Origin of the sequence: Paenibacillus sp. FSL H3-0329 (genome assembly GCF_037963285.1) — a bacterium.
Taxonomy (GTDB): domain Bacteria; phylum Bacillota; class Bacilli; order Paenibacillales; family Paenibacillaceae; genus Paenibacillus_AQ; species Paenibacillus_AQ odorifer.
In genome coordinates this window covers 3805963-3828617 of record NZ_CP150150.1, presented here as the reverse complement: position 1 = coordinate 3828617, position 22655 = coordinate 3805963, and the positions used below count along the sequence as shown (strand labels likewise).

The 22655-nt window shown below is 43.4% G+C and carries 22 protein-coding genes; 19 read left to right on the top strand and 3 right to left on the bottom strand.

The window, feature by feature from the left end:
• Nucleotides 1-37 precede the first annotated feature (37 nt).
• From NSQ66_RS16850 to NSQ66_RS16805, 10 genes are all read left to right on the top strand, one after another.
• Complete coding sequence (locus NSQ66_RS16850) at nt 38-853, top strand: DNA-formamidopyrimidine glycosylase family protein (RefSeq protein WP_036687706.1); 816 nt, start codon at nt 38-40, stop codon at nt 851-853.
• A complete protein-coding gene (locus NSQ66_RS16845) occupies nt 843-1706 on the top strand; it encodes a deoxyribonuclease IV (protein ID WP_076141990.1) in 864 nt (287 codons plus the stop codon). Before NSQ66_RS16850 ends, NSQ66_RS16845 begins: the two co-directional genes overlap by 11 nt.
• Nucleotides 1703-2047 carry a cyclic-phosphate processing receiver domain-containing protein gene (locus tag NSQ66_RS16840; RefSeq protein ID WP_036687703.1) on the top strand — a complete coding sequence of 115 codons (345 nt, stop codon included), beginning with the start codon at nt 1703-1705 and terminating at the stop codon, nt 2045-2047. Before NSQ66_RS16845 ends, NSQ66_RS16840 begins: the two co-directional genes overlap by 4 nt.
• A complete protein-coding gene (locus NSQ66_RS16835; protein WP_076141991.1) occupies nt 2044-2367 on the top strand; it encodes a thioredoxin family protein in 324 nt (107 codons plus the stop codon). The genes NSQ66_RS16840 and NSQ66_RS16835 overlap by 4 nt, the downstream gene beginning before the upstream one ends.
• Complete coding sequence (locus tag NSQ66_RS16830; RefSeq protein ID WP_036687827.1) at nt 2367-3149, top strand: ATP-binding cassette domain-containing protein; 783 nt, start codon at nt 2367-2369, stop codon at nt 3147-3149. Before NSQ66_RS16835 ends, NSQ66_RS16830 begins: the two co-directional genes overlap by 1 nt.
• Entirely contained in the window at nt 3146-4213 is a 1068-nt protein-coding gene (locus tag NSQ66_RS16825) for an SAM-dependent methyltransferase (RefSeq protein WP_036687700.1), read from the top strand. The genes NSQ66_RS16830 and NSQ66_RS16825 overlap by 4 nt, the downstream gene beginning before the upstream one ends.
• A 123-nt stretch (nt 4214-4336) precedes the next feature.
• The gene (locus tag NSQ66_RS16820; protein WP_036687699.1) at nt 4337-5830 is read left to right on the top strand and encodes a serine/threonine-protein kinase; all 1494 of its coding nucleotides are present in this window, start codon (nt 4337-4339) and stop codon (nt 5828-5830) included.
• Between the two features lie 114 nt (nt 5831-5944).
• On the top strand, nt 5945-7498 hold the full coding sequence (locus NSQ66_RS16815; protein WP_036687697.1) for an ABC-F family ATP-binding cassette domain-containing protein: 1554 nt from the start codon (nt 5945-5947) through the stop codon (nt 7496-7498).
• A 73-nt stretch (nt 7499-7571) separates the two neighbouring features.
• Entirely contained in the window at nt 7572-8612 is a 1041-nt protein-coding gene (locus NSQ66_RS16810; protein WP_036687696.1) for a ThiF family adenylyltransferase, read from the top strand.
• Nucleotides 8613-8728: 116 nt separating this feature from the next.
• Nucleotides 8729-9448 carry a response regulator transcription factor gene (locus tag NSQ66_RS16805; RefSeq protein ID WP_051491528.1) on the top strand — a complete coding sequence of 240 codons (720 nt, stop codon included), beginning with the start codon at nt 8729-8731 and terminating at the stop codon, nt 9446-9448.
• 45 nt (nt 9449-9493) lie between these two features.
• On the opposite strand, the gene NSQ66_RS16800 is transcribed toward NSQ66_RS16805, so the two are convergent.
• Together NSQ66_RS16800 and NSQ66_RS16795 are read right to left on the bottom strand one after the other, a co-directional pair.
• The gene (locus NSQ66_RS16800) at nt 9494-9994 is read right to left on the bottom strand and encodes a C40 family peptidase (protein WP_036687694.1); all 501 of its coding nucleotides are present in this window, start codon (nt 9992-9994) and stop codon (nt 9494-9496) included.
• Nucleotides 9995-10289: 295 nt separating this feature from the next.
• Nucleotides 10290-10931: a thiamine diphosphokinase gene (locus NSQ66_RS16795; protein ID WP_036687693.1), complete on the bottom strand. Its 642-nt coding sequence runs from the start codon at nt 10929-10931 to the stop codon at nt 10290-10292.
• Between the two features lie 165 nt (nt 10932-11096).
• Between NSQ66_RS16795 and NSQ66_RS16790 the strand changes: the two genes are divergently transcribed.
• Nucleotides 11097-11561 (top strand): low molecular weight protein-tyrosine-phosphatase, encoded by a 465-nt coding sequence (locus NSQ66_RS16790; protein WP_076141998.1) that lies wholly within the window; start codon nt 11097-11099, stop codon nt 11559-11561.
• 138 nt (nt 11562-11699) lie between these two features.
• On the opposite strand, the gene NSQ66_RS16785 is transcribed toward NSQ66_RS16790, so the two are convergent.
• The gene (locus tag NSQ66_RS16785; protein WP_036687691.1) at nt 11700-12431 is read right to left on the bottom strand and encodes an alpha/beta hydrolase-fold protein; all 732 of its coding nucleotides are present in this window, start codon (nt 12429-12431) and stop codon (nt 11700-11702) included.
• A 265-nt stretch (nt 12432-12696) separates the two neighbouring features.
• Here NSQ66_RS16785 and pdhA point away from each other — a divergent pair, with 265 nt between their 5' ends.
• From pdhA to NSQ66_RS16745, 8 genes are all read left to right on the top strand, one after another.
• On the top strand, nt 12697-13764 hold the full coding sequence (gene pdhA, locus NSQ66_RS16780) for a pyruvate dehydrogenase (acetyl-transferring) E1 component subunit alpha (RefSeq protein WP_038571556.1): 1068 nt from the start codon (nt 12697-12699) through the stop codon (nt 13762-13764).
• Nucleotides 13765-13779: 15 nt separating this feature from the next.
• Nucleotides 13780-14757, top strand: coding sequence for an alpha-ketoacid dehydrogenase subunit beta (locus NSQ66_RS16775; RefSeq protein WP_038571553.1), 978 nt, complete (start codon nt 13780-13782; stop codon nt 14755-14757).
• Between the two features lie 106 nt (nt 14758-14863).
• Nucleotides 14864-16510: a 2-oxo acid dehydrogenase subunit E2 gene (locus tag NSQ66_RS16770; RefSeq protein WP_038571549.1), complete on the top strand. Its 1647-nt coding sequence runs from the start codon at nt 14864-14866 to the stop codon at nt 16508-16510.
• A 2-nt stretch (nt 16511-16512) separates the two neighbouring features.
• Nucleotides 16513-17925: a dihydrolipoyl dehydrogenase gene (gene lpdA, locus NSQ66_RS16765; RefSeq protein WP_036687684.1), complete on the top strand. Its 1413-nt coding sequence runs from the start codon at nt 16513-16515 to the stop codon at nt 17923-17925.
• Nucleotides 17926-18076: 151 nt separating this feature from the next.
• The gene (locus NSQ66_RS16760; RefSeq protein WP_076141992.1) at nt 18077-19051 is read left to right on the top strand and encodes a S66 peptidase family protein; all 975 of its coding nucleotides are present in this window, start codon (nt 18077-18079) and stop codon (nt 19049-19051) included.
• A 141-nt stretch (nt 19052-19192) separates the two neighbouring features.
• Nucleotides 19193-20173: a thymidylate synthase gene (locus NSQ66_RS16755; protein ID WP_076141993.1), complete on the top strand. Its 981-nt coding sequence runs from the start codon at nt 19193-19195 to the stop codon at nt 20171-20173.
• An 84-nt stretch (nt 20174-20257) separates the two neighbouring features.
• The gene (locus NSQ66_RS16750) at nt 20258-20749 is read left to right on the top strand and encodes a dihydrofolate reductase (RefSeq protein ID WP_036687679.1); all 492 of its coding nucleotides are present in this window, start codon (nt 20258-20260) and stop codon (nt 20747-20749) included.
• Nucleotides 20750-20984: 235 nt separating this feature from the next.
• Nucleotides 20985-22472, top strand: coding sequence for a glutamate synthase subunit beta (locus NSQ66_RS16745; protein ID WP_036687677.1), 1488 nt, complete (start codon nt 20985-20987; stop codon nt 22470-22472).
• The last annotated feature ends 183 nt before the right edge of the window (nt 22473-22655 follow it).

The following is a 22655-nucleotide window of genomic DNA, read 5'->3' as shown; positions in this document are numbered from 1 at the left end:
GTCTTATTACTTCACCAACTTAGAGGGGACGATGAGTATGCCAGAATTGCCGGAAATGGAGAATTATAGACAGCTGCTTAGCCAGCGTATTATAAATGTTCCGATAACTAATGTAATTGTGAACAGAGAAAAAACAATTAACATGGAAACAGAAGCTTTCATTGATGCCTTGATCGGTGCGCGTGTTGTTTTTGTAGAGCGGCGCGCCAAGTACATTTTGTTTCATCTCCATGATGGACGAAGATTACTATTGCATTTAATGCTGGGTGGATTGCTTTTTTATGGTTCAGAAGAAGAGCGGCCGGATCGTAATACGCAAGTAGAAATCGCATTTGGTGATCAGATCCTTTATTTTATGGGCCTGCGGTTAGGGTTCTTACATTTAGTATCCGTGAAGGAAAGCGAAGCAACGATGGGTAAGCTTGGACCTGAGCTGCTGGATCGACGGATGACGCCGGAACGTTTTGCAGGAATATTAAAAGGGCGGCGTGGTGCGTTAAAAAGTCTGTTAGTGAATCAGCATGTAATGGCGGGTATTGGAAATTGTTATGCGGATGAGATTGCTTTTGACGCTGGGCTTCTGCCTTCAGTTTTAGTACAAAATTTATCACCTGAAGCCATTTCCCGTCTGTATCAAAGCATTCAAAAAGTATTAACTGATGCGACAGAGATCGGCGGATACATGGAAATGCCGTTTATGACAGGTGACATGGTTACGGGTTCCTATAATGATCAATGTAAAGTCTATGACCGTGAGGGCGAGCCTTGCCTACGCGATGGGGGAACGATTATCAAAACAGAGCTGTCTGGACGCAAAGTATTTTATTGTCCAGACTGTCAGCATGAAGCCTAAACCCAAAATAGGGGCTCATGTTAGCATTCGTGGTGGATATGGGAGAGCTGCCCGATTGGCTTGGGAGAGCGGTGCAACAAGTTTTCAATATTTTCCGAAAAATCCGCGCAGTCTGAAGCTAAAGACGGTTGATATTCGAGATACAAGGGATTGTGCACTCTTTTGCCAAGAAAAAGGAATCACCTCTATCGCCCACACCCCTTATGCAATCAATATGGCTGCGAATAGGGATGACGCAACCCCTCGAAAGGTGTATGTAGACTCCCTTCTTAATGATCTGGAAATTGCTGAAGCCTGCGGTTCCTTAGGTATTGTTGTTCATTTTGGACATTTTGCTGGAATGGAGCCGTTACAAGGCTATCAAAATATTATACAATGTATGAATGAGACGCTGCAGTCCTGGGAAGGTAACGCCAAGCTGCTAATTGAGAATCAAGCGGGCAACCATGGTACCGAAGGGATTACACTTGAAGAATTGGTGAAGGTTCGTGAGCTTAGCCAGTTTCCCGAGAAGATTGGATTTTGTCTGGATACCTGTCATGCTTTTGCAGCAGGAATTTGGAATCCTGAGCATACGGAAGACTTGCTTGAACGAGGAAACCAGCTTGGATTTTGGCCGCATCTTGTAGCTGTTCATCTTAATGATTCTAAGTTTCCCTTTGGTTCAAGACGGGACCGGCATGCTGGAATAGGAAAAGGTTTTATCGGCGAAAAGGGTCTTGAAAGCTTAATAACTTCTGATCGATTACGTAAAACATCTGTTGTTTTGGAAACTGAAAAGGGTCCAGATGGCAGTCATCGGAATGAAATAGCTACTGTTCGCAGTTGGTTTGAAGCGGGGGCTAGAAAGTGATTCATATCTATATGGACGATCTCCGTAAAGGTCCGCTTGGATTTGCTTTAGCCCGGACAACAGAAGAATGTCTTCTGATGCTGCGTGAGTGTGAGGTCGGTATTTTATCGTTAGATTATGATATGGGACCGGATGATTATTCAGGTGGGGAAGTGGCTAGACGGATTGTTCTGGAAGGACTGTACCCCTGTGAAATCTATCTACACACCTCCAGCGTTTTAGGGAGAAAAGAAATGTATGAAATCTTATACGCGGCTAAACCTGAGGGGATGCGCTTGTTTAATGGTCCCCTGAGTTCTGATAAGCTTCATGATATCGCTGGGGAGACGGGACTAAAATGAAGGAAATGAACGAAGCGGATTTACTGGAGATACTCACGAGACCGGGAGAACCGCTGGTAGTGTTTTTGCATACTCCGCTGTGTGGTACCTGTAAGGCAACAGAACGCATGTTGGAAGTGGCGGCACATCTGTTGCCTGCTGAACTCCAAATGGTTGCTGGAAATGTGAACATGTTGCCTAATCTGGTACAACAATACCGTATTACCAGTGTTCCTGCTCTACTAGTGGCTTCTGCTGACCGGATAGAGGATCCGCTTATTTATTATTCAATGGTTTCAGTTGAGCGGATTCTGGAATACATAAGGAGTATTATATCATGATCATTTCATTACAACATTTATCTCTGCGCAGAGAAGAAAGCCTAATCTTGGACGATGTGTCCTTAGAAGTTAAGGAAGGCGAAAACTGGGTCATTTTGGGACGGAATGGTTCTGGCAAAACAACAATTTTGGAGATTATGACAGGTTATTTATTCCCTAGCAAAGGAACTGTTGAGGTATTGGGGAATAAATATGGTCAATGTGATTTACGCGAGGTTCGTAAAGAAATTGGTTATATTGGTCCTTCCTTAATGGAGAAGATGTCTTTAAATGATCCGGTGTGGGAGGTTGTCGCTACAGGAGCTTACGCTTATTTGCGTTTCTACGAGAGCATTCCACACGAAGTGAAGGAGAAGGCAATCCGCTTGCTAGAGGATATGAATCTGGGCAATATGGCACTTCATCCTTTTGGAACCTTGTCACAGGGAGAGCGAAAAAAAGCAATGCTGGCAAGATGTCTTATGGCTGACCCCAAACTACTGATTATGGACGAGCCTTGTGCAGGTCTTGATCTGTACGAAAGAGAAAAAATGCTGGCTGAAGTAGATAAGCTGAGACAACGTAATGTCTCCGTTGTTTATGTAACTCATCATGTGGAAGAAATTGTCCCGCTTTTTACACATGTTGCTTTAATTCGCGACGGTAAGCTAGCTGGTTCCGGACCGAAAGAAGAAGTATTAACCAAAGAAATGATCTTGGCCACCTATGATATTCCTGTTGATGTAGAATGGGATAGCGGTCGTCCCTGGATTAAAATTAGACCTGGAGGCAAAACGATTTGAACGAATTAAGACATGATAACGAAGAGCAGACCACTGCTCCGGAAGAAATAGTGTACTCCCGATATATTTGTACAGCTAATCACGGCTTTGCGCCATATGCTCAGGAAGAGCTTCGACGCTTGTTCGGCGCAGTGAAGAGTACGCTGCTGTTGCCGGGAGAAATCTTTCTCGCCACCTTGCAGTCTGAACCCGAGGAAGTATCACGATTGCTCACACAGAATCTGCCCATTTTCCTTCGTCATATACAGCCTGTGCAGTTTCAGGATGAAGGAACCATGGAAGCACTACAGCGTTTGGCTGTGTATTTAAGCCGCCGCAGTGAGCTAGAGGGGGAGAAAGTATCCCTAAATGTTCGTAAAGGGGATCCTTCCTTCTGGCAGGAAAGTCCGGGCGAACTTCGTGAATGGCTGCAGGAGCAATTACAAAGCTTGGGTGCAGAATTTACAGTACAAGATCCGGCATGGGTCATTTCTGTCTACGCAGACGGGAATGCCTTATATGCAGGAGTGTCCAGACCAGAAGAGAATCTATCCGGCTGGAATGGCGGTGCAATCCGCTTCCGCAAAGAAGACGGACAAATCTCACGTGCTAAGTTCAAGCTGATGGAAGCGGAGAAGGAGTTCGCTATTCCTTTTTACAGCTTCCGTAATGCGCTTGATATTGGCGCCTCTCCAGGGGGCTGGACTTCTTTCTTGCTGGAGCGTGGAATGAAGGTAACAGCGGTTGACCCTGCTTTGATGCATGAATCGCTGCGTAATTACCCGGGTCTGAAGATCTTGCGCAAAAATGCCGGAGAAGTGAAATTCCGCGATAATGAATTTGATCTGCTTGTATGTGATATGAGCTGGAGTCCTAAGCTGATGGCAAAGCTTGTAACCGGGCTGCTGCACAGCCTGTCACCAGGCGGAACAGCGATTGTGACCGTAAAGCTGATGCATAAGAAACCTCTAGCGATGATCAAAGAGATCATTGCAATGTTTGAGGGCGAACGTATGCAGATTCAGCGGGCTAAGCAGCTGTTTCATAATCGTGACGAGATCACGCTTTATATGATTAAATACTAGGTAAGATCCTAATTTAAAAATCTTAAGGGAAAGCATCCCGTTATTAACGTTATCGTAATCTGCGGTAACAACGTTAATGGCGGAAGCTTTCTCTTTTTTTTATGTGAAAAAGGGGGAAGTTCAGTGAATTTTGCATCGAAGCTTGGGGTAGGGCAGATAATGGACGCCAGATACAGAATTATTGACCAGATTGGAACAGGTGGAATGAGTATTGTTTATCTTGCGGAGGATCTGCGTTTAAAGGGGAAACGTTGGGCTGTAAAAGAAAGTGTTAGCTCAGCAACGCTGCATTCGGACATTGAAGCGGAAGCGGAGATGCTAATGGGGCTGGATCACCCGCGGCTTCCACGTATTGTTGATTACTATCTTTCGGATAAAGAAGGGTATTCTTATTTAGTCATGGATTATATTGAAGGGATAACTTTAAGTCAGCTGATGAGGGATAATCCCGGACCTTTGCCTTGTGAATTCATCCTACAAATTGCTAAACAGCTTTTAGAAGTCCTGCAATATTTGCATGGTCATCATCCGCCCATTGTTTATCGTGATTTAAAGCCCTCCAATCTTATGTTAACTAAGCAAAAAGAATTAATGTTAATCGACTTCGGAATCGCTCGAAATTTTAGAAAAGGCATCGCTGAAGATACGGTGAAGCTTGGTACGGTAGGATTCGCGGCTCCTGAGCAGTATGGGAATGGGCAGAGTCAACCGGTTTCTGACTTATATGGTCTTGGTGCGTTGCTTTTATATATGGCTACCGGAGGATTATGCAGCCACTGGGAGTCAGGAATGGAAAATAAGTTGCGTGACCAAGTTCCCGCAGCTTTTATTCCGATAATTAGACGTTTATTACGGCCACATCCGGAGGAAAGATATCAGGAGGCAACAGCTGTTATTCAAGCACTGGTTCATGTGGAGGCTGATATGGATGAAGGTAATCATTCAGCAGTGTCTGTACCCCTAGCAGTTGACAAACGGAAAGCTAAAGTGATTGCCTTACTTGGAGTAGGGCCAGGACTTGGAACAACACATACTTCATTTGCGATTAGCAGTTATCTGGCACAGATTGGTTCAACAGCTTGGGTTGATCTATCACCGGATTCATCGGTTTATGATCGCATGCACAATTTGCTTGATGTGCAGAGCGCTTCAGTTCCTGCTGAGAGCTCTGAGTCTGTATTTTCCTGGATGAAGGTTCATTACTGGAAGCGACCTCACCATGGGGATGTAGCAGAGCTTATGAGAGGGGCTTATCAATTTGTGGTATTAGATCTGGGCACGGGTGGATTTGATGGAGCGCTGGAAGAAATCAAACATAGCGATATTCCCATTCTAATTGCTTCTGGCGCAGATTGGCGACTGGAGGAAACTTTATTATGGATTAGGAGGAAGGGGCTGCAGCCTGAACGGGATTGGAGAGTGGGTTTACCACTTGCTGAACAGCAATCTGTTGAACTGTTGCGAAATTCTTTAGGTATAGATAGGGTTTATAATCTACCGTGTCAGCAAGATCCATTTTTACAAAAAGGGAAGTTGGCAGATGTAATTGCTGAGCTGTTAGGGGACATTAAGGGCGAACGAAACGATGGAAAACGCCGTGGTTTTTTCTTAAGATAGGCTATTGGGACTAACATTTAATTCAGTGTTCCGCTAAAGTGTGATAAAATATATATTTATACGTGATTTGATTTACGCATTATTTAAGTATAGACAGGAGCTTGCGGAGAATTTATGAGTTTACTTACTGTAGAAGACGTTTCCCACAATTTTGGGGATCGGACGTTGTTCAAGAACGTGTCTTTCCGGTTGTTACCAGGAGAACATGTTGGAATTGTTGGAGCAAATGGCGTTGGTAAATCGACGCTAATGAATATTTTGACAGGAAAGCTTTTGAAGGATAATGGTAAAGTAGAATGGACCCCTCGGGTGCGTTACGGTTATTTGGACCAACATACGATTCTTACACCAGGAAAAACGATTCGCGATGTTCTAAAGGACGCTTTTCTGCCACTGCTTGAGTTAGAGCAGGAAATGCTGAAGATCACAGAGCAGATGGGTGATGCTTCGCCTGAGGAACTAGAAGTACTATTGGAGCAGATGGGGGACATTCAGGAACAACTGGACATCGGAGATTTCTATCTGATTGATGTAAAAGTGGAGGAAATGGCAAATGGTTTAGGCCTGTCCGTGATTGGGCTTGATCGTGATGTAGCTTCTCTTAGCGGTGGTCAAAGAACCAAAGTACTGCTGGCAAAGCTTTTGCTTGAGAAACCCAATGTACTATTGCTTGATGAGCCTACCAACTATTTGGATGTTGAGCATATCGATTGGCTGACCAACTATTTGAAACAGTACCCATATGCATTTATATTGATTTCCCATGACACTGAGTTCATGAATAAAGTCGTTAATGTCGTTTATCACTTGGAGTTTGGTAAATTGACCCGTTACACGGCGAACTATGAGAAATTCCTTGATATGGCGGAGATGAACAAAAACCAGCATATCGATGCCTATGAGAAACAACAAGATTTTATCAAAAAACAAGAGGACTTCATCCAACGGAATAAAGCGCGTGCTTCAACCTCAGGCCGGGCAAAAAGCCGTGAGAAGCAGCTTGATCGTATGGACCGAATTGATCGTCCTGAAGAAGCTGCTAAGCCGACCTTTAAGTTTAAAGAGAGCCGGGCAAGCGGCAAAACCGTATTCGAAGGAATTGATTTCGAGATTGGTTATGATCGTCCGCTGCTGCCACAGCTAAATATGGTCATTGAACGTGGGGAGAAGATTGCTATTGTTGGCTGCAATGGTGTAGGTAAATCTACACTGCTGAAGACTATTCTGGGAGTGATCCCAACATACAGCGGCAAAACCTATCTTGGGGATTATCTGAACCCTGCATATTTCCAACAAGAAGTGAAAGCAGCTAGTCTTACGCCTATTGAGGATGTCTGGAATGAATTCTCCAGTTTAACTCAGAACGAAGTTCGTGGGCATCTGGCTCGCTGTGGTCTAAAAAATGAACATATTACACGTCCGCTTAGTATGCTGAGCGGTGGGGAGCAAGCGAAGGTGCGTCTTTGTAAGCTTTTGATGCGTGAAAGCAACTGGGTACTATTCGATGAACCTACCAATCACCTTGACGTTATTGCTAAAGCAGAGCTGAAGCGCGCTTTGCAAGAATATAAAGGCACAGTCCTGCTTGTATCCCATGAACCTGATTTCTATGAAGATTGGGTTACGAAAATTTGGGATGTTGAGCAGTGGTCAGCTGTACAAGTATAGAATAATCATAAATCCGGAGAATAGCAGACATCCTGCTGTTCTCCGCTTTTTGGATATGGGGAGGAGATAATGTATGTTTCATTACGCCGGGCGAGAAGATCGATACTCACGACAGATACGTTTCGCGCCATTTGGTACTGAAGGACAGCAAGGGCTCGCAAAATCAAAAGTGCTTGTGGTTGGTGCGGGTGCGTTAGGTACAGGGATTGCAGAGACATTGGTCCGTTGTGGTGTTGGGCATGTCCTTATCGTTGATCGCGATTATGTAGAGTGGAGTAACCTGCAGCGGCAACAGCTGTATACCGAGATGGATGCACAGGAGCGAGCTCCGAAAGCCATAGCAGCCCAGAACAGACTGCAGCAGATTAATTCTGAGGTTGTCATAGAAGCGCATGTTATGGATGTGCGGAAGGAAGAACTGGAAGGACTCATCTCAGGGGTGGATCTGATTATGGATGGGACCGATAATTTCGATACACGTCTCATCATTAATGATATTGCCCAAAAGAATAATATCCCTTGGATTTATGGAGCTTGTGTAGGAAGCTATGGAATTACATATACGATTTTGCCTGGAGAAACGCCATGTCTTCATTGTCTTTTAGGTACAGTCCCACTAGGGGGAGATACCTGTGATACAGCGGGTATTCTTCCACAGGCCGTGCAATTGGTTACTGCAAATGCTACAGCTGAGGCGTTAAAGCTTCTCGGTCACCGTAAGGACCAATTAAGAAATAAACTGCTCACTTTCGATGTATGGCGTAATGAACATCAAGAAATTGGAGTGAAAAGTGCCAAAAAGGAGAATTGCCCTTCTTGTGGGACTCATCCGATCTACCCTTATCTAACAGCCTTGAATACGGAACGAAGTGATGTGCTTTGTGGTAGGGATACCGTACAAATCCGCCCTGCCCGGCCGCAGAGCCTTAACCTGCAGGAAACAGCCAGCCGCTTGTCTCGTTTAGGAGACGGTGAGGTAGAGAGCAATCCTTATCTAATTTCCTTTAAAGAAGGTCCTTACCGGATGGTGATCTTCGCAGATGGCCGGGCATTGATTCATGGGACGAAGGATATTGCCGCCGCCCGTAGCTTTTATCATCGATATTTCGGTTAAAAAGCAAGATAAACTGATCTTCAGACCATTTCCTAGGAATGGTCTCTTTGCTTTCCGGGGATTCTATATCTATTAATGGGATGCTGATGCATGCCTGATGGATACGGGGGATCTTTGTGAGTGAGCAACTGATATGGTATATGTCTGAGGGAAACGAAAGAGGAGAAGAAGAGCGAATCGCTATAGAAAAAGTGTTTAATGATATCGGTCTGCAAATAACAAAAAGCGAAGATCCCGAAGATCTTCGCTTATCCATTTCTGAAGTAGAACCGGTATTGCTGGTTGCTGATTTAGGCGAGGTGGGAACATGGGAAGGATGGAAAATCATTTCCGCAGTAAGAGATGAGGGAATGATTCTTCCGGTCATGGTGATTTCCGAAGAGTTATCGGGTAACGGAGCGGTTGCGGCCTTTTTAGCCGGGGGGAATGATTTTATGTCAAAGCCACTACATACCGGTGAATTCAAATGTAGAATTCTAAATTTATTAACCCTCACGGGTCGGCGTCGAAATTTAAAACATCTGTTAAAGGTGGATGGTTTAATGCTCGATCCCAGCCGCAGGCTGGTCACCCGTGAAGGGATCGAGCTTAAGATGACGCATAAAGAATTCGATCTTCTATATTATCTCGCTGCGAATCGAGGGATTATATGTTCCCGCGAGGAAATACTCAAACAAGTATGGGGATATCAATTCCATGCAGATACCAATGTTGTAGATGTATACATCAGGCATATCCGCTTAAAGATTGATAAAGGGTACCGGAACAAGTTAATTCACACTGTTCGCGGAACAGGATATGTAATGAGGGTGCCCGAAGGCAGCACCACATCCTGAGACTTATTCTCTTTTATAGAAAAGACTCTACTATAGAGCTGTTGTTTACAGTACGCGGCGAGCCTTTAGATAAGTCTTTTTCCATGTACCAGAATTAAGATCAGAAACCGTAACACCTGGTTTACCGTAAGTGTGCAGAATTTTACCGTTTCCGGCGTAAACAGCTACGTGAGTTACATTTTTACCAGTTGCTCTGCTGCCGCTAGAGAAGAATACAAGATCGCCCACACGAAGGTTTGCTTTGGAAACAGAAGTTCCTACTTTTGATTGAGCTGCAGCTGTACGGGGTAATGATACATTATACTTTTTAAAGATATGTTTCATAAATGAAGAGCAATCAAAAACCTTAGTAGTAGAAGTAGATGCTCCGAATTTGTATGGAGTTCCCATATAGTTTTTCCCGAAATTGACAACGCTTTGTCCTTTGGACACCGTAGCGGCTTCGACTTTAGTTGCGCCTACGCCTGTTGCCATCATTGTTCCTAAGCCCATCGTAGTAACCATTCCTATGACAATCGCTTTTTTTATCCATTGTTGTTTATTCATGTTGTAAGTACCTCCAAAGTTAGTATATCAATCTGTCTTGCTGTGTCTTGTCTTGCTTGCCTGATTCGTAGTATAGCAGGTTATCTATGTCATAAAATTTGGTAGAGCAGCAATAAAGTGAGGCTGGGCCTGGGTTGTAAACGTTTTATTAAAAATTCATTAAAAGTTACAAAAAATTAATAACTTGATATTTTGGACAATAAAATAAGCCGTAAACCCCTTGATATATAAGGGATTTATCGGCTTTTTGATTTTAAAACAAAAGTTACAAGGATGTTTCTATATCACTATGTATTTAGTCTTTGCTCTGGATAATCAGCAATAATCCACTACGTATTCTAACTGTTCCAGTGGAGGAAATCAGTTTGTTGCTTACACCTAGAGATTGGCCTAGCTTTAAAGTGGCGTCATTCAAAGGATATTGAAATCCTTCTAATGTAATCCCTGTTACTTCAGGAGTTAATGGAAGCAAAGATACATAGGTGTAGCCCAAATCTTCAATGACTGTTTGGGATCCGGTAAGTGTCACATAGTTATTAGAATCCATGACGTAGCAATTGATTTGACGTTGCAGAGCCCTTGTCATCATTTGAATGCTGGCTAAGGAGTGGTCAATTCGAGTGCCTGTAACTCCTAATAGTAAAATAGAATCAGGTTGCTGATTCATCGCAATATCGAGCGCCATCTCACTGTCGGTTAAATCCTTGTTTACGGCATCACAAGTGATGGTTTTTTTACTTTTGGATTGAATATCCTGAAAAGCTTCAGGCGATACAGAATCAAAATCACCTACTGCAATATCTGGTATATATCCATGTGAGATTAGGAATAATGCACCCCGGTCCGCACCGATAATAAAATCTTCTTCATCTAATAGAGCGAAATAATCCGGAGATAGTTCTCCACCGGCAAAAATAACGACACGTTTGGATGGCATAACATCCATTCCTCCTCTAAAACTCTAGTTGGTTATCCTGTCCCAGTATAATGCAGATTGAAAAGTTGCACAATTGACCAAGACAACGCTAAAATGATAGTGTGCGATTTTTTATGTGCATAAATTCATATTTACTTATGTTTTAACAATTGGGAGGTGAATGAAATCGTAAACGTGCTATTTGTATGTCTGGGTAATATTTGTCGCTCACCAATGGCGGAGGCAGTTCTGCGCCATAAGATTGATGAACAAGAGCTTTCACATAAGATTCTGGTTGACAGTGCGGGAACTGGAGATTGGCATATTGGTAAGGAACCCCATGAAGGGACTAGACGTATACTTGATCAAAACATGATTAGTTATGCAAATATGGCAGCGCGTTTGGTCAGTAGCGAGGATTTTCAGAAGTTTGATTATATCGTTTGTATGGACAAGTCTAATGGAGAGAATGTTCGAAAGGTTCCTGGTGGGGAAGAGGCTAAGCTTTTGTTCTTCATGGATTTATTGCCTGAGGAAGAATTGAGAGAAGTGCCAGACCCTTATTTTACAGGGAATTTTGAGCAGGTATATGATTTAATCAATGCAGGCTGTGACGTTTTGATTGAAATGGTGATAAGAGAAAAGCTGTAACCCGGTTGGGTTCCAGCCCTCTCTGATTAGTATTAAAGTAAATTAAGGAAATTCGCTGGATTAAACTGTAAGCGCAAACACGGCTGAAATCTACATACGTTCTTTAGATGTTCATTTTTTGCTTCTATCAATAAGGCATTATGTGTTTAAAAAATAGAGTAGAGATTCAGGGAGTTCCTTTTGCCAAAAGCCCCAGAGATGACGACCGTCTTTCTCACGGTAGGATACGGTAGCTCCACGTGCTTCAAGCAACGCTTTTGTTTCTCTGTTCATCTGAACAAAATCATAGGTCCCTGTATCAGTCTGGTAATCTGTTTCCTGCAGTCCAACGACCATATTAATGTTAAGCCAGGCGAGATCTTCTTCTTTTGCCAGCATGGCTTGTGATTCGGGATAGAATGCACCGGATAGGCTGATGATACGTGTGAAGATAGCTGGATAAGCAAGTGCGAGATGGAGGGAGACGCTGCCTCCAAGGGAATCGCCGGCTAAGATTCGTTCTTCGGGTGTACGGCGTACGGGATAATTTTTTTCAATGAAGGGAATAATCTCTTCGGAAAAGCAAGATAGGTACTGCTTGAATCGGCTGCCGAACGGAGCGTATTCTTGAGTCCGAACAGCGACGTTAACTTCTACACCGACGATAATGAAGGGCTCGACATCTTCTTCTATAATAAGTTGTCCAGCAAGTGTAGCAATGCGTCCAAAGTTGAAAAATTCTTCTCCGTCTTGGCAGTACACCACGGGGTAACTGAGAACTTCATTGTAGCCTGGGGGCAGATAGATACGTAATTTACGTTCCTCCTGCAGATGTTCACTCCAAAGCGTTTCTTTTACAATTGTGCGTTTCAGAAAAACAGAATCGCTCATCGTTGTCACGTCACCTTTCTTGTCGAATTTTGCAATACACACAGGGTTACGCTAAAATTATTAAATGTGTAACTGTGTTATTAATCATTTACTTGTTGGAAAAGTGTTAAACTGTTATATTAAATTATCTCACCTGTTATACATACAAAATTTAAAGAAATATAAATTTTATAAGTATTTCTTTGACGAAAGTAACTAAACAGGTGTATAATAATATTATAACAGAGGCAGCTGATATTCAAATTTTTTTATTGAGGTGAAGATAATGAGTAAAGTTCCTTATGAAGTGTATACAGAGGACGTCGAGGCTCTATCGGTACTTTCCCCGGATGGAGAAATTATCAATAAGGATAAGATGCCAGATTTAACTGACGATCAACTGAAAGAAATTATGTATCGTATGGTATTTACCCGTACTTGGGATGATCGTGCAGTAAACCTTGGCCGTCAAGGTCGTCTTGGTTTCTACGCACCGGTATCCGGTCAAGAAGCTACCATGATTGGTAGTGAGTTCGCTTTGGAGAAAGAAGACTTCTTATGCCCAGGCTACCGTGATATTCCGCAGCTAGTATGGCACGGACTTCCATTGTACCAAGCTTTCTTATATTCCCGTGGTCACCAACATGGTGGAGCTATTCCTGATGGTGTTAATGTATTGATGCCACAAATTATCATTGGTGCGCAAATCCTGCACGCTACTGGTATTGCTATGGGCTTCAAATTGAAAAAACAAAAGAATGTTGCAATTACTTACACTGGTGATGGCGGTTCTTCAGAAGGTGACTTCTACGAAGGCTTGAACTTTGCTGGTCGTTTTAAACTGCCTGTAATCTTCTTTGTTCAAAACAATGGTTACGCGATTACGACTCCGTTCGCTAAACAAACGGCTTCCAAATCGATCGCTCACAAAGCGGTTGCAGCTGGTATTCCAGGGATTAAGGTTGACGGTATGGACATCTTTGCAGTAATCAGTGCTGTACGCGATGCTGCTGAACGTGCACGCAACGGCGAAGGTGCTACATTGATCGAAGCTGTAACTTACCGTTTCCGTCCACACTCCCTTTCTGACGATGCAAGTAAATATCGTTCGAAAGAAGAAGAAGGACAGTGGAGTGAAAAGGATCCAATCGCCCGTCTTGCCAAGTATTTGGAGAAGAAAGGTCTTTGGACTGAAGAAGATACACTGCGCGTGAAAGATGAAGCGAAAGCTACTGTTAACGAGCAGATCAAAAAAGCTGAACAAACCGAAAAAATGACAATACCTGGCTTGATCGACAGCATGTTCGAAGTAACACCTAAACATCTGGAAGAGCAAAAAGCCGATTTTGAATAAGGGGGATATCAGGCAATGGCACAAATGAATATGAAAGAAGCGATCCGCGACGCGATGCGCGTTGAACTGAATCGTGACCCTAACGTTCTTATCTTCGGAGAGGATGTTGGTAATGTAGGTGGCGTTTTCCGTGTAACAGAAGGTCTGCAAAAGGAATTTGGCGAAGATCGTATTTTTGATACACCACTAGCTGAGTCCGCTATCGGCGGTCTGGCATTTGGTCTTGGTGTACAAGGCTTCCGCCCAATTGCAGAAATTCAATTCGTAGGTTTTATCTTTGAAGCTCTGGATCAGATCGTTGTTCAAGCGGCACGTCTGCGCTGGCGTTCTGGCGGTAAATATAATGCTCCAGTAGTATTCCGTACTCCTTTTGGTGGCGGAGTTAAGGCTGCTGAGCTTCATACTGACTCACTCGAAGGTTTGATTGCACAAAGCCCAGGGATTAAAGTTGTAATTCCTTCAAACCCATATGATGCTAAGGGACTTTTAATCGCGTCTATCCGCGACAATGACCCTGTATTCTTCATGGAGCACTTGAACCTTTATCATGCATTCCGTGCTGAAGTGCCAGAAGGTGAATATACAGTTGAACTTGGTAAAGCGAACGTAGTACGTGAAGGTTCTGACGTTTCGATCATTACTTACGGGCTGATGGTACATACAGCTACCAAAGCAGCCGAGCAACTCGAAAAAGAAGGCGTTAATGTTGAAATTATCGACCTTCGTACTGTAAGTCCGATCGACATCGACACTATTGTAGCGTCTGTGAAGAAGACTAACCGTGCTATCGTGGTGCAAGAAGCACAAAAGAGTGCGGGTGTAGCTGCTGAAGTTATCGCACAAATCAATGAAAAAGCTCTACTGCACTTAGAAGCTCCTGTGCTTCGTATCGCAGGTCCTGACACTGTATATCCATTTGCACAAATTGAAGATACATGGCTTCCAAACCCTGCGCGTATTATTGCAGGCGTGAAGAAAGTTTTGGAATTCTAAATATTTTTACGAGAAACAGTTGTCATCCATATGGATGACAACGTTGTTTCATCTTATAAAGTTTAAATCATAAGGTTAGTCCCAATTTCACGAGGAGGTTTTCAAAGTGGCAAAGTTTGAATACCGATTTCCTGAACTAGGTGAAGGTCTGCATGAAGGTGAAATCATCAAAATGCATATCAAAGCCGGTGACAAGGTAACGGATGATGATATCGTAATGGAAGTTCAAAATGACAAGGCGGTAGTTGAGGTGCCTTGCCCAGTAAACGGTACTGTATTGGAAGTTCTGACTAAAGACGGTCAAGTATGCCGTGTCGGTGAAGTGGTGGCTATTATCGAAGCAGAAGGTGACGTGCCTGATCAAGAGGGTGCTGCTACTGAAGCTCCTGCTGCTCAAGCGCCAGCTGCACCAGCTGCTCCAGCATCTAACAAAGCATCGAATTTTGAATATCGCTTCCCTGAGCTGGGTGAAGGTCTGCATGAAGGTGAAATCATCAAAATGCATATCAAAGCCGGTGACAAGGTAACTGATGATGACATCATCATGGAAGTTCAAAATGACAAGGCGGTAGTTGAGGTTCCATGTCCAGTGAATGGTACTGTATTGGAAGTTCTGACTAAAGATGGCCAAGTTTGCCGCGTAGGCGAAGTTGTTGCTATTATCGCTGCTGAAGGCGACGTTCCTGAACAAGAAGGTCATGCATCTGCTGAAGCTGATGCAGCAAAAGGAAGTGCAAACACTACTTCTTCCCCTGCAGCAACAAGCCCTGCTGATGCTAAAGAAGGCGGATCTGCAGGTGTAACACCAGCTCCTGACCGCGATGTATTGGCTACACCAAGCGTTCGCAAATTTGCTCGTGAGCAAAAAGTGGATATTTCCAAAGTGAACGGAACTGGAAAAGGTGGCAAAATCACTCGTGAAGACGTAGAAGCCTTCTTGAAAGGTGGTTCTACACCTGCGGCTCCTGCAGCAGCAGCGGCGTCTGAAGCTCCTAAGGCTGCTAAGACCGAAGCTAAAGCAGCACCTGCAGCAGCTAGCGGTAACGTTAGTCTTGAAGAAGAACGTGTACCATTCAAGGGTATTCGTAAGGCGATCTCCAACGCAATGGTTAAATCGGCTTACACTGCTCCGCACGTAACCATCATGGATGAAGTAGATGTTACTGAACTGGTAGCATTCCGTACGCGTATGAAACCTATTGCTGAGAAAAAAGGCGTTAAGGTTACTTACCTTCCATTCATCGTTAAGGCTCTTGTTGCAGCTTCCCGTCAATTCCCAGCACTTAATGCTATGATTGATGAAGAAGCAGGCGAAATTGTCTACAAGAAATACTACAATATCGGTATCGCTACTGATACACCAAACGGTTTGATCGTTCCAGTTATCAAAGACGCTGACCGTAAGAGCATTTGGATGATCGCTAGCAGCATCACTGACTTGGCTGTTCGTGGCCGTGACGGTAAATTGTCTGCTAACGAAATGAAGGGCAGCACGATCTCCATCAGTAACATCGGTTCTGCTGGCGGTATGTTCTTTACTCCAATCATCAACTTCCCTGAAGTGGCTATCCTCGGAACTGGCCGTATCAGTGAAAAAGCAGTTGTGAAAAATGGTGAAATCGTAGTTGCTCCAGTAATGGCGTTGTCACTCAGCTTTGACCACCGTATTATCGATGGTGCGACTGCTCAAAACTTTATGAACTACATTAAATCGCTGCTCAATAATCCTGAGCTGCTGGTTATGGAGGTATAATTATGGTAGTAGGAGACGCTTCACTAGATATTGATACATTGGTCATTGGTGCAGGTCCTGGTGGGTATGTGGCGGCAATTCGTGCCGCCCAGCTCGGCCAAAAAGTCCTCATCGTGGATAAATCGGAACTCGGCGGTGTATGTTTGAACCGTGGATGTATTCCTTCTAAAGCCTTGATCGCTGCTGCACATCAATTTGAATCTGCACAGCATGGTGAAGTTTTCGGCGTTACAGCTGAGAATGTTAAAGTGGATTTTGCCAAAACTCAAGAATTCAAGAACAGCGTAGTTAAAAAAATGACTAGCGGTGTGACTAGCTTGATGAAGGGCAACAAAATTGAAGTATTTAACGGCGAGTGCATGTTTATCAGCGACACAGAAGCACGTGTGTTCAATGATCATGAATCTCCACGTTACCGCTTCAAACACTGCATCATTGCTACAGGTTCCCGTCCAATTGAACTTAAACCTTTCCCATTCGGCGGACGTATTCTGTCTTCGACTGAAGCTCTGGAACTTCCAGAAATTCCGAAGAGCATGATCGTAATCGGTGGTGGATACATCGGTGCCGAGCTTGGTCAAATGTACTCTAAATTTGGCACTAAAGTAACAATCATCGAAGGTTTGGATACTGTACTTCCAGGCTTCGATAAAGATATGACTCGTCTTGTTGCGAAAAACATGGCTAAAACTGGCATCGAAATCGTAACTAACGCTAAAGCTGAAAGTGCTGTTCAGAACGACAAAGAAGTAACCGTGAAATACTCTGTTGGTGGCGAGTCCAAAGAAGTTACAGCAGATTACTTGCTTGTTACTGTAGGTCGTCGTCCTAACACTGACGGTGAACTTGGTCTGGACCTGATCGGTCTTGAGCTCGACGAGCGCGGATTGATCAAAGTTGATCACCAAGGACGCACAAGCATTCCTACCATCTTCGCTATCGGCGACGTTGTTCCAGGTCTTGCTTTGGCTCACAAGGCTTCTTACGAAGGTAAAATCGCTGCAGAAGCAATCGCAGGACTTACATCTGTTGTTGACTACAAAGTCATCCCAGCTGTTGTATTTACAGATCCTGAGTGCTCAAGCGTTGGTTTGACTGAGAAAGAAGCAAAAGACAAAGGCTACAAAGTGAAAAGCGGCAAATTCCCATTCGCAGGAAATGGTCGCGCAGTATCTTTGAACAGCCCAGAGGGCTTCATCAAAATTGTTGCTAACTCCGAGAACAATTTGGTACTGGGAGCTCAAATCGTTGGTATCGAAGCATCCAATTTGATCGCTGAACTTGGTTTGGCAATCGAAATGGGCGCAACGCTTGAAGATATCGCCTTGACTATTCACGCGCATCCAACCCTTGGCGAAATCGTCATGGAAGCTGCTGAATTGGTTGAAGGTCACCCAATTCATGTAATGAAATAATTTTTCTCCAAAATTGCTCTAGCAGGCAACAGAAAGGCGGACGCAAATGCGTTCCGCCTTTTTTTGTGTTTTCCACTTTTTTGAAAAGAGATATACTGGAAGGAAGAGTAATTACCTAATCTGTAATTCATGAATATAGGGAGGTTCAATGATGAGAGCTGATAAATTAAAGCCTGGAGATGAGCTGCGGATTATCTCTCCTTCCAGAAGTTTGTCATTAATCGATGCTCAGCAAAGAAAAATTGCCAAAGAGCAGCTTGAACGGTTAGGTTTTCGGATATCCATTTCAACAAATTCTTTTGAGACGGATGATTTTGTTTCCTCTTCTATTGATTCGAGAATTGAGGATTTGCACGAAGCCTTTTTAGACCCCAAAGTGAAAGGAATATTAACGACCATTGGAGGCTTCAATAGTAACCAGCTGCTGCGTTATATAGATTATTCAATCATTGCGGGGAATCCAAAGCGTTTATGTGGTTATTCGGATATTACTGCACTAAGTAATGCGATTTATGCTCAAACAGGATTAGTTACATACTCCGGGCCGCATTTTTCCACATTTGCGATGCTCCACGATAATGAATATACCATCGAATATTTCCGCAGGCTGATGATGGACAATAAAGAAATTCTCGTGCAGCCTTCCAAGCATTGGAGTGATGATGAGTGGTATCTGGATCAGGAAAACCGGATATTTATTAAAAATGAAGGTCCATTCATTATCAATGATGGGGAAGCGAAAGGAACGATTATTGGTGGCAATTTATGCACTTTAAATCTTTTGCAGGGAACAGAGTATATGCCTAGTTTAAAGAATTCTATTTTGTTCATCGAGGATGATTATGAGTCAGCACCTGCAACCTTTGATCGAGATCTGCAATCCCTAATTCATCAGCCTGAGTTTGAAGAGGTCAAAGGGTTGGTGATCGGCAGATTCCAAAAAGAATCGCGTATGTCAAAGAAGCTGCTAACTACAATTATCCGCTCGAAAGAAGAATTATCTGATATTCCTGTGATCGCAGACGTGGACTTTGGACATACATCGCCGATGATTACCTTTCCTGTGGGTGGACAAGCAAACGTTCGTGCTTATGGGGCCAGAGTGGAGCTTAGGGTAGCGGAGTAGAGATACACTTGCTGAACCAATCCTTTATAATTGAATATGTAACCCGATTATTAAATATATTTAAAAATTATCTTACCTTCTACAAAATTCGGATTTTTCAGATATAATATATGAGGTGTAATATTACGGAGGTGCAGTACATTGACGAATGAGTTAGAACAAACCTATTTGAATTTTTTACGATATATTTTAGATCATGGTGTAAAAAAAGAAGATCGTACAGGAACTGGTACAATTAGTGTTTTTGGTTATCAAATGCGATTTGATTTATCAAAAGGGTTCCCGCTGTTTACAACAAAACGTACACCGTTTCGCTTAATTGCAAGTGAGTTATTGTGGTTTATTAAAGGCGATACCAACATTCGTTATTTATTGAAAAATAATAATCATATTTGGGATGAATGGGCTTTTAAAAGATGGGTTGAATCAGACGAATATGTTGGCCCAGATATGACAGACTTCGGGAATCGTTGTTTAGTTGATGAAGATTTTAATCAAGTGTATCAAGTAGAGATGAAATCATTCTGTGATCGTGTCTTAGAAGGTGATGAGTTTGCTGCGAAATATGGTGAGCTAGGGAATGTTTACGGTAAGCAATGGCGGAATTGGACATCTTCTACTGGTGAATCAATTGACCAATTACAAGACGTTATTCATCAGATCAAAACAAATCCTGATTCTCGGCGTTTAATCGTGAGCGCATGGAACCCGGAAGATGTTATAAATGCCGGAACAAAAGGAAGTAAAGCTGCGTTACCGCCCTGCCACGTTATGTTCCAGTTCTATGTTGCAAATGGTAAACTAAGCTGCCACTTGCTGCAACGCAGTGCTGACTCCTTTCTCGGGGCAAACTTCAATATTCCATCTTACTCATTACTTACGCATTTAATTGCATATGAATGTGGTCTAGAAGTAGGTGAGTTTGTATACAGCATTAGTGATGCGCATATCTATTCAAACCATGTTGAGCAAGTGAAAGAGCAATTATCAAGAGAATTAAGAGCATTGCCTACCCTGGTTATTAATTCACAGAAGAAATCAATTTTTGATATTGAACTGGAAGATCTGGTCATTGAGGGGTACAATCCGCATCCTTCGATAAAAGCGCCGATCGCAGTATAACGTAATTGTTATAAATTAAGATTCGCAAATATAATTTCTGGCAGCGTAGTTTTTTAATTTAGTATGAAGGAAGGAGGGAACTTCATGAGTATTAGCTTAATATGGGCAATGGGTGCCAATCATGTCATAGGAAAAGATAACGATATGCCTTGGCATTTACCGCTGGATTTTGCTTATTTCAAAGCAGAAACATTGGGCAAAAGAATGCTAATGGGCCGCAAAACATGGGATTCGCTCGGAGGCAAGCCCTTGAAGGGCAGAACGAGCCTAATTCTAACTAGGGATACTGATTATTCAGCTGAAGGTGCAGTGGTTCTACACACGCTTGAAGAGGCTCTCAGCGAGGGTAGAAAAGAAGATGAGCTGATGGTGATCGGTGGTGCAGAAATTTATCGCTTGATGCTGCCGTATGCTGACAAGCTAATGTTGACGCAGATCGATCAGGATTTTGAAGGAGATACCCGGTTTCCTGAGATTGACTGGAGGATGTGGAAAGAGGTCTCCAATATCAAGGGAATTCGTGATGAGAAGAATCCGTATGATTACCGTTTCCTTGTTTATGAACGTACGGAATAGCAATAAAACGTTTTCTCTGACATAACATGTGAAATAGTACAAATAATCAGTAGATTTATCCATTACTGTGCAAAAGTGATGAATGTTACTATAATTAAAATTAGAAATGATTATGTATAGGTATAGAATAGAATGTGCAGGTACTTCATTGCGTTGCTGACAACCATACGAAGCCGCAATATGCTACAATGTACTATACTTCAACACGAAGAGAACGGATGGGGGAAACGTAAACATGTCTACACCTACAGGTTTTATGGAGTATAAACGGCAGCTCCCAGGTGATCGGGATCCTGAGCAGCGGGTAAAGGACTGGGAAGAATTCCACCATCATTTATCCGAGGACGAGCTTCGGACACAGGGCGCACGCTGTATGGATTGCGGAACCCCCTATTGCCATACAGGTATTGATATGGCTGGCGGGACCTCAGGTTGTCCAGTACACAATTTAATTCCGGAGTGGAATAACTTGGTGTATCGTGGACTCTGGAAAGAAGCACTGGAACGTCTGCATAAGACAAACAACTTTCCTGAATTCACAGGCAGTATTTGTCCCGCCCCATGTGAAGGCTCTTGCACAGTGGGTCTGATCGGACAGCCGGTAACCATCAAAACAATTGAACTTGCGATCGTTGATAAGGGTTTTGAAGAGGGCTGGGTTGTACCTAATCCTCCTGAGAAACGGACTGGCAAAAAAATTGCAATTGTAGGCTCTGGACCTGCTGGACTTGCCGCGGCAGCACAGCTTAACAAGGCTGGACACACTGTAACTGTATTTGAGCGCAGTGACCGCATTGGCGGACTGCTGACATATGGAATACCTACTATGAAGCTTGATAAAAAAGTTGTACAACGTCGTGTAGATTTGCTGGCTGCTGAAGGAATTAACTTCGTGGTGAACACTGAGATCGGTAAAGACATTCCGGCTCAGCAGCTTGTTGATGAATATGATGCGGTTGTTCTGTGTGGTGGAGCTACTAAAGCACGCCGTTTCAACATTGAAGGCAGTGAGCTTAAGGGCGTTATGTATGCCATGGATTATTTAAATGGAACGATCAAGAGTTACTTGAATTCGAATCTGGAGGATGGTAACTATGTATCCGCTGAAGGTAAAGATGTAATCGTCTTGGGTGGAGGGGATACAGGTTCTGACTGTGTTGCCACAGCACTTCGTCATGGCTGCGGCAGTATCACTCAATTTGGTACACATGAAAAAGCGCCTCTGCAACGGGATCCGATTGCTAATCCTTGGCCGCAATTTCCGAATGTGTACAGCTTGGATTATGCGCAAGAAGAGGCGAAAGCTATTTTTGGTGATGATCCGCGTGAATTCTCAATCATGACCACTAAATTTGTTGGGGATGAAGAGGGGAACTTGAAGGAGCTTCATACCGTGCAGATCCGCCGGATCGTGGATGAGACAGGTCGTAAAATCTATCAGCCCGTTCCTGGAACAGAAGCTGTATATCCTGCTCAACTCGCTCTTATCGCTATTGGTTTCGATGGACCAGAGCAAGATATTGTTGAGGAGCTTAAACTGGAGACCGATCGTCGTACCAATGTGAAAGCACGTTACGGCAAGTTCAACACGAACGTGGATAAGGTGTTTGCTGCTGGGGATATGCGTCGTGGTCAAAGTTTGGTGGTCTGGGCCATCAACGAAGGTCGCGAAGCTGCACGTGAAGTGGATAAATATCTGATGGGCTCAAGCGTTCTTGTCTAGGCTTTAATTTAAGAAGCCGTTTCAAAAGCAGTTTACCTGCTGGAGAAGCGGCTTTTTTTTGGAGCCGACGCTTGACGGAAATATTATTTTCATATAGATTTAATACAATATTTAAATGACAAAAGCATTGACCAAGGACTTACGGTCCAAGAAGCGTTAGAACAGAGAGGGAACTCACCGGCT

Coding starts and splice junctions, on each gene's coding strand:
- NSQ66_RS16795 (WP_036687693.1), bottom strand. CDS start 10,931: ATGCCATCCAAACGTGTCGTTATTTTTGCCGGTGGAGAACTATCTCCG.
- NSQ66_RS16775 (WP_038571553.1), top strand. CDS start 13,780: ATGGCACAAATGAATATGAAAGAAGCGATCCGCGACGCGATGCGCGTT.
- NSQ66_RS16800 (WP_036687694.1), bottom strand. CDS start 9,994: ATGAATAAACAACAATGGATAAAAAAAGCGATTGTCATAGGAATGGTT.
- NSQ66_RS16815 (WP_036687697.1), top strand. CDS start 5,945: ATGAGTTTACTTACTGTAGAAGACGTTTCCCACAATTTTGGGGATCGG.
- NSQ66_RS16750 (WP_036687679.1), top strand. CDS start 20,258: ATGAGTATTAGCTTAATATGGGCAATGGGTGCCAATCATGTCATAGGA.
- NSQ66_RS16845 (WP_076141990.1), top strand. CDS start 843: ATGAAGCCTAAACCCAAAATAGGGGCTCATGTTAGCATTCGTGGTGGA.
- NSQ66_RS16810 (WP_036687696.1), top strand. CDS start 7,572: ATGTTTCATTACGCCGGGCGAGAAGATCGATACTCACGACAGATACGT.
- lpdA (WP_036687684.1), top strand. CDS start 16,513: ATGGTAGTAGGAGACGCTTCACTAGATATTGATACATTGGTCATTGGT.
- pdhA (WP_038571556.1), top strand. CDS start 12,697: ATGAGTAAAGTTCCTTATGAAGTGTATACAGAGGACGTCGAGGCTCTA.
- NSQ66_RS16835 (WP_076141991.1), top strand. CDS start 2,044: ATGAAGGAAATGAACGAAGCGGATTTACTGGAGATACTCACGAGACCG.
- NSQ66_RS16785 (WP_036687691.1), bottom strand. CDS start 12,431: ATGAGCGATTCTGTTTTTCTGAAACGCACAATTGTAAAAGAAACGCTT.
- NSQ66_RS16760 (WP_076141992.1), top strand. CDS start 18,077: ATGAGAGCTGATAAATTAAAGCCTGGAGATGAGCTGCGGATTATCTCT.
- NSQ66_RS16745 (WP_036687677.1), top strand. CDS start 20,985: ATGTCTACACCTACAGGTTTTATGGAGTATAAACGGCAGCTCCCAGGT.
- NSQ66_RS16850 (WP_036687706.1), top strand. CDS start 38: ATGCCAGAATTGCCGGAAATGGAGAATTATAGACAGCTGCTTAGCCAG.